At 43.9% G+C, this 13,167-nt stretch carries 11 protein-coding genes; 6 read left to right on the forward strand and 5 right to left on the reverse strand.

Features of this window, described 5'->3' with window-relative positions; all coding sequences use genetic code 11:
- The 6 genes from F9K33_13660 to F9K33_13685 form a co-directional block, all read left to right on the forward strand.
- A partial coding sequence (locus tag F9K33_13660; GenBank protein ID KAB2878291.1) for a toprim domain-containing protein occupies positions 1-267 on the forward strand: 267 nt, incomplete at its 5' end.
- Positions 268-288: 21 nt separating this feature from the next.
- Entirely contained in the window at positions 289-1,470 is a 1,182-nt protein-coding gene (locus F9K33_13665) for an NAD(P)/FAD-dependent oxidoreductase (GenBank protein ID KAB2878292.1), read from the forward strand.
- A gap of 15 nt (positions 1,471-1,485) precedes the next feature.
- The gene (locus F9K33_13670; protein KAB2878293.1) at positions 1,486-2,094 is read left to right on the forward strand and encodes a hypothetical protein; all 609 of its coding nucleotides are present in this window, start codon (positions 1,486-1,488) and stop codon (positions 2,092-2,094) included.
- The gene (locus F9K33_13675) at positions 2,078-2,902 is read left to right on the forward strand and encodes a purine-nucleoside phosphorylase (protein ID KAB2878294.1); all 825 of its coding nucleotides are present in this window, start codon (positions 2,078-2,080) and stop codon (positions 2,900-2,902) included. The genes F9K33_13670 and F9K33_13675 overlap by 17 nt, the downstream gene beginning before the upstream one ends.
- Positions 2,903-4,072 (forward strand): alanine racemase, encoded by a 1,170-nt coding sequence (gene alr, locus F9K33_13680; protein ID KAB2878295.1) that lies wholly within the window; start codon positions 2,903-2,905, stop codon positions 4,070-4,072. It begins immediately after the preceding gene.
- A complete protein-coding gene (locus tag F9K33_13685) occupies positions 4,072-5,214 on the forward strand; it encodes a cysteine desulfurase (protein ID KAB2878296.1) in 1,143 nt (380 codons plus the stop codon). The genes alr and F9K33_13685 overlap by 1 nt, the downstream gene beginning before the upstream one ends.
- On the opposite strand, the gene F9K33_13690 is transcribed toward F9K33_13685, so the two are convergent.
- The 5 genes from F9K33_13690 to F9K33_13710 form a co-directional block, all read right to left on the reverse strand.
- A complete protein-coding gene (locus F9K33_13690; GenBank protein KAB2878297.1) occupies positions 5,215-6,900 on the reverse strand; it encodes a S8 family serine peptidase in 1,686 nt (561 codons plus the stop codon).
- A gap of 8 nt (positions 6,901-6,908) precedes the next feature.
- Entirely contained in the window at positions 6,909-8,126 is a 1,218-nt protein-coding gene (locus F9K33_13695) for a 2-isopropylmalate synthase (GenBank protein ID KAB2878298.1), read from the reverse strand.
- Between the two features lie 109 nt (positions 8,127-8,235).
- Positions 8,236-10,173, reverse strand: coding sequence for an FHA domain-containing protein (locus F9K33_13700; protein KAB2878299.1), 1,938 nt, complete (start codon positions 10,171-10,173; stop codon positions 8,236-8,238).
- Positions 10,174-10,197: 24 nt separating this feature from the next.
- Positions 10,198-10,959: a tetratricopeptide repeat protein gene (locus tag F9K33_13705; protein ID KAB2878300.1), complete on the reverse strand. Its 762-nt coding sequence runs from the start codon at positions 10,957-10,959 to the stop codon at positions 10,198-10,200.
- Positions 10,919-13,081 carry a PEGA domain-containing protein gene (locus tag F9K33_13710; protein ID KAB2878301.1) on the reverse strand — a complete coding sequence of 721 codons (2,163 nt, stop codon included), beginning with the start codon at positions 13,079-13,081 and terminating at the stop codon, positions 10,919-10,921. The genes F9K33_13705 and F9K33_13710 overlap by 41 nt, the downstream gene beginning before the upstream one ends.
- Positions 13,082-13,167 lie beyond the last annotated feature (86 nt).

Raw genomic sequence — 13,167 nt, forward strand, 5'->3', positions numbered from 1 at the left:
CTTTTAAATCCACTGGACGGAATCGGCCCGGATGATCTCCGTATTAAGGAATTACTACTTAGATTAAAAGGTAACGTAAAGGAAGTCATACTGGCGATTAATCCCAACGTTTCGGGCGACGCTACGGTGATGTACATTGCCGAAAAATTGCATGGTATACCGATCAAGATTTCGCGCATCGCTCGCGGTATTCCCATTGGCAGCGATCTGGAATTTGCCGATATGACAACTTTGACGCGCGCCATGGAAGGAAGAGTTGTTCTGTGATCCAAAAAATGAGAGTACATAATGGTTAAGAAAGATTATTATGATATCATTGTAGTTGGTGCAGGTCCGGCGGGCAGCACGACGGCAAAATTTGCGGCGCAGAACGGAGCGAAAGTTCTACTGCTCGAAAAAGATCGTGAGATCGGCGTTCCGGTTCGGTGCGCAGAAGGAGTTGGTGCCAAAGGTTTGTTGCGTATCGTTGGCACAGTACAGCCTAATTGGATCGCATCTACTATAACGGGTTTTAGGCTGGTTTCTCCTGATGGAACGGCGGTCGATGCGCGTTGGGGTGACTGCGGCTATTGTTTGGATCGAAAAGTATTTGATTATGAACTTGCCAATATTGCGGCGCAAGCGGGGACGGAGGTTGTAACGAAGGCGTATGTCAACGGATTGATCAAAGATGATGGCGGACGTGTTCTGGGTGTTAAAATAAAACAAATGGGCAATGACGTTGAAGTAAGAGCCGGGGTTACGATTGGAGCTGACGGGGTTGAAACCCGTGTCGGGCGATGGGCGGGATTGAATACGTTCACTAAAATGCGGGACATGGAATCCTGCGCGCAATTCACCATTGCGGATTTAGACGTTGATCAGGACATGTGTGAATTTGTTTTTTCAAACCAGAAAGTTCCCGGCGGCTATTTGTGGGTGTTTCCCAAGGGGAATCGAACGGCGAACGTCGGCATAGGTATTTCCGGAGAATATGCAGGCAAAAGGTCGGCGTTGAGTTATTTAAAAGATTTTGTTGAGGAGCGGTTTTCCGGCAAGCCCATTCTTTCAACGCTTTGCGGCGGTGTACCTTGTTCCCTCACGCGAAAACAAATATCTGGCAATGGATTCATGTTAGTCGGCGACGCGGCCCATCAAGTCAATCCAATTTCCGGAGGCGGAATTGTGTCAGGCATGTATGCCGGAATGGTTGCCGGCAGAGTAGCGGCAGGCGCGGTTCGGGACAACAATTTTTCCGCTAAACGCCTGGAGGAATATGATAAAGAATGGGGAAGATCAATCGGTAAGGATCATGAACGTTTCTACAGAATTAAGGAAGCGGTATTCGATTTCTCAGACGATCAACTGAATAAGTTGGCGCGTGAAGTTCTAAAAATTCCAATCCCCGAACGCAGTCTTATGCGGATTTTTAAAGCAGCGTTGAAAACGAGGCCAAAACTAATTTTTGACGTAATAAAATTATTTACTTAAACTACGGCCGTCCTTATGACTACATTACATCATCACAACTTTCTTGCAAAAATTCTGTACATAGATTCAAAAAACGTCATAGCTGAATTCAATCGCTATTTGCACCTGCCGCTCCCGGCATTTGGATCGTTGGTTAAAATCGATTGCAGGAAATACTGGATTTACGGTTTGATCAGTGATGCACGCTTAAAAGGGGAAAGTCAGGCACAGAATGCAGAATTTTTTAAAAACCCAGTGCCCCTTGATACCGAGATTCATATTTTACCGGTCGGTTTTCAATCCAAAGAAATTCCGTCTTCAATTCCCATTCAGGATATTCCACCCGAAATGCCCGCCGCAGGCGATTACGTGTTTATGCCCGATGACGATGAACTCCAGTTGTTTACTATTGATCTGGGTTTTTTGAAAATTTTGCTGACACATCCTATAGCAACTGCGGAAGGCTTGATCATAACGGCCATTCGCAAATTTTCTACTATATATCCCGATCCGCAATCTTATTTGATACGCGTTACGCAAGAATTGTCAAGACTGACGCATAACGACCGCGATATCGTGGGACGAATACTGAACCGAACGATAAATCAGAATTTGAGGATTGGTATCGATGAGCGAATTAAGTGATAAATTAAATGAATCCGTACTGTTGATTCGGAAAACAATTCAGGACACTCCGACTTTAGGTGTTATTCTTGGATCGGGTTTAGGTGATTTTGCCGATACGCTGGAAGCCAGAACAGAAATCCCAACGTCAACCATTCCTCATTTTGCTAAATCAACAGTAGAAGGTCACGCCGGCAAACTTGTTTTTGGCAGATTATCAGGGAAAAATGTGCTGGCGCTCAAGGGCCGTGTCCACTATTATGAAGGCTATTCGCTGGAGCAGGTGACCTATATTGTGCGGATCATGCACGCGCTGGGTGTACGATCACTTATCGTGACCAATGCTGCAGGCGGAGTTAATCCGGTGTTCACGCCCGGTGATCTGATGATCATCACGAGCCATATCAATTTCTTTTTTGTTAATCCTCTTCGTGGCAGCAATGAAGATCAGTTAGGGCCGAGATTTCCTGATATGGAAAGCGAATATGATAAGGATTATATTGCGATTGCAGAAAAAACAGCGTTGCGATTAGGTGTGAAGACTCAACGCGGTGTTTATTGTGCCGGGCCTGGGCCGACATACGAAACACGATCCGAAGTTAAAATGTTTCAAAAAATGGGCGCCGATGCGGTTGGAATGTCAACCGTTCCGGAGGTTATCGTTGCAAAACATCAAGGCATGAGAGTATTAGGTATCAGTTGTATTACCAATTTAGGAACGGGTATCAGTCATACGCCGCTCAGCCATGAAGAAGTTACCGCCACCGCTAACCGTGTAAAAACTTCTTTTCAATCGCTTATCGCTGAGATCATTCGCCAGATTGCTTAGATCATCGATTTTTTAATTAAATTCCAGGTTCTTGTGGACACGCTTTATTTTAATATACTCCGCGAAATTCGTCCGACGCATGTTGTTATTGATTTGACTGCCGTCGACCATAATATTCAGCAAATACGAAAGAAAATAAACGGCAAGAAAATCATGGCCATCGTCAAGGCGAATGCTTATGGCCATGGGATACAAGAAATTACGGAACGCATTATTCAAAATGGAGTTGAATATATTGGCGTGGGCTTTTTGGAAGAGGCGATCTTTTTGAGGCAGAACAATATTGAAGCGCCGATCCTGGTCATGGGTGGAATTCTGGGATATCAACTTAAAAAATTCATCCAAAATGATATCGATATCACTGTCAGCTCTCTTGAATTGGCACGTCACATCAATGATGAATTGCATCATCAGAAGGCGCGCGTTCATTTAAAAATAGATACCGGTATGGAACGCATAGGAGTAACGCACACTTTCGCAGTAGAATTTGTCAAGCGCGTAGCTCAAATGAAAAATTTAGATATCGTCGGGATTTATTCACATTTCGCGACAGCCGATGAGGGCGATAAATCATTCACCCTTACGCAGCTTGAACGATTTGAATCCATTCTTTATGAACTGAAAAAATCGGGCATTGAAATTCCACTTAAACATGTTGCCAATAGCGGCGCAATCGCGGATATTCCACAATCCACATTTGATATGGTTCGCCCGGGAATATCCATTTACGGAATCTATCCTTCCGCTCAGGTGTCAACCGATTTAAATTTGAAGCCTGTATTGTCTTTGAAATCTAAAGTTGTTTTTATTAAACGCGTTCCTGCGCGCACCGGCATCAGTTACGGCTTAAAGTATTTTACATCGAAAGACAGCAATATCGTCACGATTCCAATTGGGTATGGAGACGGATATTCTAGGCTACTTAGTAACACGGGTGCAGTGCTGATCAGAGGTAAAAGATATCCCGTTGTTGGAGCCGTGTGTATGGATCAACTGATGATTAATGTGGGGGATGACAAAGTTGAGATCGGGGATGAGGTGGTTTTGATCGGCAGTATGGATAATGAGAGGATCAGTGTAAACGAACTCGCAGATAAGATCGGTACAATTCCTTATGAGATCACTTGCATGATAAATGCCCGCGTCCCGCGATTTTATAAACTAAAATAATGAAGAAAATTTACCTCGACCATAGCGCTACTACGCCTTTAGACAAACGCGTATTTGCGGCAATGCTTCCTTACCTGACTGAAGAATTCGGTAATCCGTCGAGTTTACATGGTTACGGACGTTCAGCCAAGGTAGCTCTTGAAAACGCGCGCGAGAAAGTTGCACAGATGCTGAATTCGAAGTCGAATGAGATCGTATTCACGGCCGGCGGCTCCGAAGCTGATAATTTGGCCATTTTAGGAGTTGCCTATTCTGCACAAGTTCGTGGAAATCATTTCGTAACCAATCGGGCAGAACATCACGCGGTCATCCATTCATTTGCCAGTTTAGAAAAAGACGGATTTGAGGTGACCTACATTCCGTGTGACGAATACGGAATGGTGCACCCGGATGCCGTTGCTAAAGCTATACGCACGGATACGGCGCTGGTTTCTATCATGCATGCGAATAACGAAGTCGGAACAATTAACCCGATTCAGGAAATCGGTGAAATGGTCAAAAAAAACGGAGCCCTGTTTCACGTTGACGCTGTGCAGGCATTTGGGAAAATTCCAATCGATGTTAATCGAATGAATATAGATCTCTTGTCTATGTCTGCACATAAACTTTACGGCCCCAAAGGCGTCGGCGGGTTATTTGTTCGCAACGGAATCAAATTGCAGCCGCAGATTCTCGGAGGTTCCCAGGAAAAAGGCCAGCGCGCGGGAACCGAGAATATAGCGGGCGTGATTGGATTTGGAGAAGCGGCCGATTTGTGCAGGATGGAAATGACGGATGAGTCGGCTCGACTTCGTTCCATGCAGGATCGCTTATCTAAGGCTATTTGTGAGTCCATTCCCGGTACGCAATTGAATGGACATCCTGATCTCAGGCTTCCTGGCCATTTGAATATTTCTTTTGACGGATTGATGGGGGACGAGATACTCATGATGCTTGATCTAAATGGCATTGCAGTTTCGACCGGATCGGCATGTACTTCCGGCGCCGTTACGATTTCACATGTTCTCAAAGCAATGGGGTTAGACGATAATCGTTCGCGTGGCGCTGTTCGTATGACACTTGGAAGAAGTTCTGAAGAAGATGATTTGCTGTATATAGTTGATACGATAAGAAATTGTGTTGAGAAAATGCGCTCCGCATGATCACTTAACTATAAGAATTTTTTCCGCAGTTGATTTACCCCCCAAACTGATTCTATAAAAATATACGCCTGAACTTACTTCGTTGCCGTTAAAATTTTTTCCATTCCAATTTTTTGTGACGATCTGATTTGCCGAAACAGGCTCATTCTCAGAAACGGAAATTACAAATTGGCCGATGGCATTGTATATTTTAATTGTAAATGTTGATGTCACCAGCGACTGAAATGAAATGTAAGTAGTACCGCTTGTCGGGTTAGGATAGGTTAAGATGTTTTTTACGAGAGGGTTTGAACTTCCCGAAGGATCATAGTTCAGAGCCTTAAGCGCGTTTGGTATTCCAAATCCGATTTCATTATTAGGTTTTGAATAAGTGCTTGCCGTTTTCTTTATGGCGTCGTAGAGTTGTTTTGACGACCATCTTGGGTTTGCTTCAAGTGCGAGAGCCGCCAAACCCGCTGCCAACGGAGTTGATAACGACGTCCCACTTAAGATATCATAATGACTGGTATCATTTCCTACCACTTTAACATTATTGCCAAGCGCTGCGATATCTGGCTTTTTCCGTCCGTCTTTAGTGGGCCCACGCGAACTGAAAGTAGTTGCAGTGCTGTCGCCGTATATGGCGCCGACGGCGATCATTTTTTTTCCGTCGGATGGAGTACCAAGATATCCGGCGCCGCGTGTCCCCATATTTCCGGCGGAATTGAAAACTAAAACGCCCTTATTAAACGCAATATTCGTTGCCAATGTAGTCATGGCCGTATTGCCGTCAAGATCAACCAATGAGTAATTGTAAGATGAATTTTGAAATTCATCAAAAAAGCTGATTGAACTGCTGACGATGTCAGCGCCCTTTTCTTCAAGCCATTCAAGCGCTGAAACCCAGTGATCTTCTTCGGCTTTTTGCCCGATACCGTCATCGTTTTCAGTTCGTGCGAGAAGATAGGAAGCGCCAAAGGCTGTTCCGATAAGTTTTCCAGGATCATAGGCCGCAATCGCTGAGAGCACATAGGTGCCATGACTGCTGCCACTCTTGCCTTCAATATTTTCACTGACGTCCTTATCGCGTTCAACAAAGTCTGAATCATCGACAACGTGGACATTTCGTAATGCGATGTGGTCAAGATTAAAACCTGTATCGATCATACCGATCAGGACGCCGCTGCCCGAAAAACCAAGTTGATGGACTGCGGGTGTATTTATCATTGCATTTTGACTGTAGGAAGAACCGTAATCTAAAATGAAAGGCATTTCACCATTGGCTGCAAGTTTATTTCCATGCTTTATCAAAACATTGGTTTGCGCGCGCGAAACCGGTTTGACTAGTTTGACAAACGGCAGTTTCTCTACGTTGTTCTTCTGTTCAGCATTCAAATGAGCGCTGACGGCATTAAGCCATTTGGAAACCGCTATGATTTCGATATGTAATGATTTTATATAGTCGGTATAATGGGTGTTAACCGGAATGTCATAGTGATCAATAGTTTTCTCTAATGCATTATTTTTTTGGCGGCGATCAATGGTACGGACGGGTAAGTTTTGCAGAATGGTTTTTTCTAAAGACAAATTAGCAACCGGTTTATCGGTAAAGATAATCCAGTATTTCCCTGTGGTGTTCAGTTGTGAAAAAGCAGGTGACGCGCAGTGAAGTAAAAATATGATTGAAAGGATGTAACGGGGCGTCATTCATTACCTTATTTACACAAAGCAAAAATCTGTTCGTCCGAAAGGATGACCGTCGATTGTTTTGCCGCCTGAAAGATCTTTTTGACCAATTCGTCTCTGGGTTCGATCTTACGTTTTTTCAACCAAAAAATGACGTTGGATTCTCCGCTCAACGGGCCGATCTCTACTACTTGTTCCAGTCCGAACATATTTGCCGGAACGCTTGAATATACACGATCGACAAGCTCCATATCTCCTAAATTCAGCGATTTTAGTATGGCCGCGGCATGTACGCCTGTTGCAGTACGAAACGCGTCTTTCCCGAAAATAGGATAGTTGATAGGAATTGGCACGCCGGTGTGACTTGAAATTTTCTGACAATACTCCGGGAGGTAACTGAGGTCGTTTTGAATCCAATTTTTCATTTTGAGATTAACCATGAGTTGATCCATCGCCACGTTACCGACGCGTTCGCCAATTCCGCCTCCTGTGCCGTGAACTCGGTGGGCACCGGCGTGGATGGCGCAAATCGCATTGGATACTCCAAGACCTCGGTCATTGTGTCCATGCCAGTCGATCTTAATATCAAGATTGGTCATGAATATGATTTCTTTCATATAATTAATGATCCGATGGATGCCCTCGCAGGTTGCATGCCCTACGGTATCTGAAATGCAAAGCCGCGTTGCGCCGCACCTAATGGCCGTTTGATACATTTTTCGAATGTCTTCGGGCTTTGCCCGCGTCGTGTCTTCGGTAACATACATGACATCAAGGCCATTTTGAACAGCAAATGTTACGGCCTCTTCGGTGAATTTTAATAATTGATCGATTGTCCATCCTTCTGCGTATTGGCGAATGGGACTGGACCCGATAAAGGTGCACGCTTCAATTTTGATTCCTGCTCTCTGCGAGGCCTCAATAATGGGAGTAATATCTTGTTTCAGCGTTCGCGCTGCGCAGTTTGGCCGGATCTTCATCTTATTATTGACAATTTCCTTTGCGAGGATAACGACATGTTCCAATACGTGAGGTCCGGCTCCGGGCAGTCCAATATCAGCAGAATGAATACCAAGTTTTTCCATCAAATGCAGAAGCTCGATCTTTTGGTCAATTGTCGGAGCTTTTACGGATGGGGACTGAAGGCCGTCACGAAGCGTCTCATCGTCCAATTCAATCTGCTGGGAAGGTCGGACGCCAGGCAAGGCTTCCAAGTTCCAATCATAAATTAATTCATCGAGTTTCATAGTTCTTCCTGAGTCATAATTAATAAAATGTACTACAATTTACAGGGCAATCAAAATAATAATAATATATAATTTGCATATTGATATACGGTCTGGGTTTACTGATCCGTTACTTGTTATGCATTATGAAGACGCCGTCCCATTTACCTTCCGGAGGTTTTTTCTTAAATTCTTCCGAACGCTCGATATAGACTTTTGACGGCCCGTCATCCGGTTTGATGGTCAGTGCAGCTTTAAAGTTCGAAATAGCCTCGTCCCATTTTTGTTTTCGATAGGCAACCAATCCTTTGTTATATGCTTCCAAGGCTTTTTTCTGATCGTTTGAGATGCCCGTCAAAGCTGATGAAACGACTTCGAATACTTTGACCGGCTTTTCCTTGCCTTTGACGCGTATCAGATCTAATTCACGTGAAATGACCTTGGCCTGAACTTTTTCCTGCGTCCATTCACTGACCATGATATGAGTGCCGTACTCTTTGTTGGCGCCTTCCAGGCGTGAAGCCAGGTTGACGCTGTCGCCGATGGCCGTGTATTCCATCCGCTGATCGGAACCGATATTTCCTACAACCACGATACCCGAATTGATACCGATGCCAACTTTCAATTGCGGCTTTCCAAGTTTAATTTGCTCCTCATTAAACGCAATGAGGCTTTCCTGCATTTCGATGGCAGCCATAACTGCATTCCCGGCATCATCGCCGGTTGTTGCCGGCGCGCCAAACATGGCCATAATGGCGTCGCCGATAAATTTATCCAGCGTGCCTCCGTATTTAAAAATAATATCGATCATCTTAGTAAAATAACGGTTCAATATCTCTACCATTTCTTCAGGGCTCATGCTTTCCGCAAGCGTGGTGAATCCGCGAACATCGGAAAAGACCAAAGTAACTTCACGTTTTTCGGGTTGAAACCGTATATCACCGGACGCGTCGTTGCTTATAATTTTCTCTGCGATCTGTTTTGATACATACCGTTCCAAAGCCGCTTTAAGATGCTCTTTACGGCGTTTATCCTCGTACAGACGCGCATTTTCAATTGCGATCGCCGCATGATTGGAGAATGCCTCGAGCAAGTCAACGTCGCTCTTGGAAAAGACATTTGACATTACGTTTGACCCGACATAAATGACGCCAATGACTTTTTGGTCTTTGTTCTTTAACGGCGAGCAGATCACGGAACGAATGTGGTGTGAAATGATGCTTGCTCCGCTCTGAAACCTGTCGTCATTCTGGGCATCCGACGTTAGAATACTTTCTGCTGTTTCGGCAACACGTTTTGAAATAGTCGTACTAAAAGTGGGGGAGGAGGTGCTGATCTCATCCGATTCTATTTTGCGTGAAATTTTTGGAACCAGTTCTTTTCTGTCGTTGTAAAGCATAATAAAACCGCAATCCGCTTTCATCACTTTAAGCCCCAAATCCAAAATAGTTTTTAGAAGCTCGTCTTCTTCAAAAATCAAATTGATTACTTTTCCGATCTCATATAAGACGTTAAGTTTTTGCTGAAAATTTTCTGATTCATGCAATTGGTTGTCCATGATATGTACGGCATGTTCCAGATCAAGAAATTGCGAGCTGATTGAGTTGCGGTCCGCAGTGCCGCTAAGGACAATTTTCTTAAGGGCCTGGAACTTGTCCAGAAGCGTCGTAGGGGAAATCTCCGGCGCGTAACCGGTGTCTGCCGGTTTCTTTGGAGGAACGGCGGAAGTTTCGATCGGCTTGAAAAAACGTTCTTTATCAAATTCGATCGTCGCGTTTTCATCAATTAAGAAAATAAGATCTACTGCGCCAAAATTGATATGGTCTTTATGCTTAATTTCCGTCGGCGCGGAGATACGAACGCCGTTCACAAAAGTACCGTTCGTGCTGTTGAGGTCCGTTATCAGGTATTGATTATTCTGCAAAGTAAGTCTAGCATGTTTCCCTGATACCATAACATTGGCAATCAGAAAATCATTCTCGGGTCGGCGCCCAACGGTCGTATCGTTTTTCTCAATCACAAAACGATGCGAGGTATTGTCTTTTTCGAGCAGTACTAATGCAGCCACACGTTCTCCGACATAAAGTTAATGTTATTTTTTTTGAAATTGTTTTTTGACTTCATCATACAACGGCGTCCAGACCGGATTGCCGTATTCTGATTTGTCCAGTTGAAAAGAATTGTCCAGGCCAAAGGCTTTCTTAAATGCGAGTTTAGCCTGTGCCGGATTTCTATCAACAGCATAAATAAAAGCAAGGAGTTTATACGCCTCCACTTTCCTGCTTGTTTTCAAATCTTCTTTTGAGACGGCTGCCTCGAGCGATCGGATAGCATTCGTATTATCACGTTTAGAATAATAGTCTTTTCCTTCGTCAAAAAGCTCGGAACCCTTGGCGTTAATCAAAGCTGATTCTTTCTGAGCCCATTGAAAAGAAGGCGTCCAAGCCGGGTGACCTGCTTCTGATTTGTCCAACTTAAATTTCTTGTCTAACTTAAATGCTTTGCTGAATTCTTTGTAAGCTTCATCCGCATTGCCTTGGATAGAATAAATAAAAGCAAGGTGTTTATGTGCGGAAACAAGGTTACTCTTTGATAGTTTTTGCTGTGTTGCTTTGTGAAGCGACGATTTTGCTTTCTCATAATCACGGACTTTGTATGCCTCAATGCCATTTTTTAATGCATCATCTGCATTAATTTTCTTAGTATTCTTAGTTTTTTCATCTCTCGTTGTCTTGGCGGCTTCTTTAGTGGCACAGCCAAAAAACAACAACATCAAAACGGCTGAAAAAAATAATTTTGTCATGATGCACCTGTTACTTAAAATCGTGTTGTAGAGAAGTGGTTGAACCGGCATTAATGGTTACGTTTTTTGTAACCGGTCTGTATGCCGGGTTTTCTATTTTTATTTTGTACGTACCCGGTTTCAATTCAAGGTTGTCCACAGGGGGAGAAGATCCCATGGATTTGCCGTCAACATAGATTTTAGCCCAAGGATTGACGACAAGTTTCAAATAACCAACCGAAGCAAGTAATTTAAGTTCGGCAAGGTTGTTTTCCTGGTTCTCAATAACGATGAATTTCTTAATCGACACCAGATTTCCTTTTTGAACTTTGATTTCACGTTGCCCCGCTGCAACCTTGTCAAGCTTCAATGGGGTTTTGCCCACGTTGTTGCCATCGATAAATACATCCGCTTCGCTCGGAACGGATGTAATAGAAATAGCGCCAAATAGTTGTTCTAACGTCGAATTGAGTTTAAGAGTTTCCTGACTGTTAATAACGACTTCTTGTTCAAATGGTTTATATCCTTCTTGTTTTAGAGTAATCTTACGCTTGCCGAAAGGCACGATATACGTCACCCCGTCTTTTTCAGGTTTGAGTGTTGTACCATCGAGAATGACCTGAACTTTTTTTGGATTTACATCCGAAACGGAAATGGATCCTTTTTTGACTTCCAAATTAAGCGCATCTTTGTATTCTCGCTTTTTTCGTAGATCAACATCTTTTGTCTGAGTACCATAGTATTCCTTTGAATAAACTAATGTGTGTTTTCCAACCGGAAACGGAACTTTGAGCAGCGGCGTGTATCCGATAAACTTGCCCGTATTGGTTTGAACTGCGATTATGTCGGGTTTGGACGAAATGGTCAAATAAGCCGTGTCGACGCCCGAGGGAAATTGAACGGGAGCAAGTTTCATAGTAACATTCAGTTTCTTTTCTTCGTTTTCAGCGAACAACAACTTAGTTTTGAAGTCGTCGTATCCCTCGTGTTTAATTAATAATTCGTGTTCCTCGGCAGAAACATTTTGAACAGCTAGTTGGCCGTTTTCAATTTGATAATCTGTTCCATCCAATACAGCCGTACCTTTGAGGATGTTAAGAGCGATCTGCAGGGAAGCCTTCTCAGAGGAAGTGAAAATTCCAAAAATAATATAGAGAAGAACTGCACAGACAACCGCGGTTATAGTGGAAATCAAGACGATAGGTTTGTTCTTTGTTGCTGACTGAACCGGCGCGGAGGATGATGCAGCAGGAGGCGTTGTGGCAGACGACGCAGGCACCGCCATGGTCGCCGCGGTTTTACTGGACATCACAACAGTACCTTTATAGTCAGCAGGATTAAAAGCCTGTGTAGATGCAATTTGCGTGCTGGCGGCGTTTTTGTAATTTTGAATGTCCTTGCCCATGGACTCCGCGTCAGGATAACGGTCAGCCGGATTCTTTGCAAGCGCTTTCATGACAATTTGGTCAAATTGCGCCGGAACCGACATATTAGCTACAGACAGTGGAGTGGGATTTTCATGCACCACGCGATACATGACGGTAGTAATATTATCGCCGGGAAACGCTCTTTCGTAAGTCAGCAATTCATAAAAGACGGCTCCAATAGAAAAAATATCTGAGCGATTATCCACGCCTCTTCCGGTGATCTGTTCCGGCGACATGTAACTCGGCGTGCCAACGACCATGCCCGTTTGCGTCGCGCTCGTAGAAGTAATTTTTGCAATGCCGAAATCTGTAATTTTTGCAATATGGTCGTCGGTCAATACGATATTTGCCGGTTTGATGTCACGGTGAATGACGCCATTCTTATGCGCATATCCGAGTCCTTCGCATATCTGCACCATGATGTTGACGATCTGATCAATTGAGAAAGGGCTTTTTTCCGATATGTATTCGTCCAATGCCTTCCCTTTGATAAATTCCATAGCGATATAAGCCAATCCTTGTTCTTCGCCAACATCATATATCGTTACGATATTCGGATGCGTCAGGCGGCCTGCGGATTGCGCTTCCTGTTCAAAACGCCGCTGAAATTCTGCCAGTTGATCTGCCGGTATTTCCCCGGCTGTTTTCAACGTCTTAAGCGCAACAGTTCTTCCAATTTTCGGATCAACGCCTTTGTACACGATTCCCATAGCGCCTTGTCCAAGAACCTGTGTAATTTCGTATCGCCCCAGTTTATTTAATTCCACTATAACTCCGCTTATGAAAATATTTGATGATTAGTTTGTATGATTGCAGAAGAATGCATGAAAATCAATAAATTAACGGGAATTGG

It is taken from the genome of bacterium (genome assembly GCA_008933615.1).
GTDB lineage: Bacteria > CLD3 > CLD3 > SB21 > SB21 > SB21.